We start from the raw sequence: 797 nt of genomic DNA, 5'->3' as shown, positions 1-797 counted from the left end.
GAAACCGCACCAGGCATCAAGTACAAGGCGGCACTCGGCGTCGCCTATGGCGCGGGCCTGCGTGTGTCCGAGGTCGCACACCTCAAGATCATGCGGCGGCCCACAGAAAGGCTACAGGACGTAAAACCCAGAACAATTGGACTCGCTGACGGCCAAGCGGAAGCGTATGATTTTTTGCCAGTCGAAAGCGATCCATCGCGGGCTCTGAGGCTTAGGCCAGGATAGCCCCGAATGGTCCCGCTGGTAGACCATGACAACGGTGCGCGACCTTGCGTGTGTCGCCGCCGCACTTTCCGCAATGCTGAAACTGCTGCTGGAGCACGTAGCATGAAACTGCCGCTGGACGTGAACAGGATTCGGAGCGATGGACCCCATGAAGCGATGGGTAACTCATTTGGGTTGACTAGAAAGGACAAAAATAACAAACCCAAACGGCATATGGGATGGGATCTGTCTGCTCGCCCTGGCACGGCAGTTTACGCTGTTGCAGATGGGCGAATAATACACAGATTTCATAACGTTAGAGGGTACGGGGACGCCATCGTCCTAGAATTCGACAATCCTAAATATGATCCGTGGAGTAGAATCTGTGTAGGCCTCCCAAGTTACCGTAAGCTATACGCCGTCTACGCCCATCTCAGCAAAATTCTGAACTTACACGCGGTGCTCAAAGGCCAAGTGATTGGATACACGGGGACCGGAGGTAATGCGGCCGGCGAATCGCCGCATTTGCATTTTGAAATTATGCTCGAAGAACCGCTTACCCCTCATTCGCCTCGGGTCGATCCTGGCGAACT

Annotated in this window: 1 protein-coding gene and 1 pseudogene; both read left to right on the top strand. The window is 54.7% G+C overall.

What is annotated here, in order from left to right; genetic code table 11:
• Positions 1-225, top strand: a pseudogene (locus X742_RS1000000176345) (hypothetical protein); the annotation flags it as partial.
• A gap of 102 nt (positions 226-327) precedes the next feature.
• A partial coding sequence (locus X742_RS1000000173640; protein WP_198019293.1) for a M23 family metallopeptidase occupies positions 328-797 on the top strand: 470 nt, incomplete at its 3' end.

It is taken from the genome of Mesorhizobium sp. LNHC229A00 (assembly GCF_000502415.1).
Lineage (GTDB): Bacteria > Pseudomonadota > Alphaproteobacteria > Rhizobiales > Rhizobiaceae > Mesorhizobium.
This window is presented reverse-complemented; position numbering and strand designations above follow the sequence as displayed.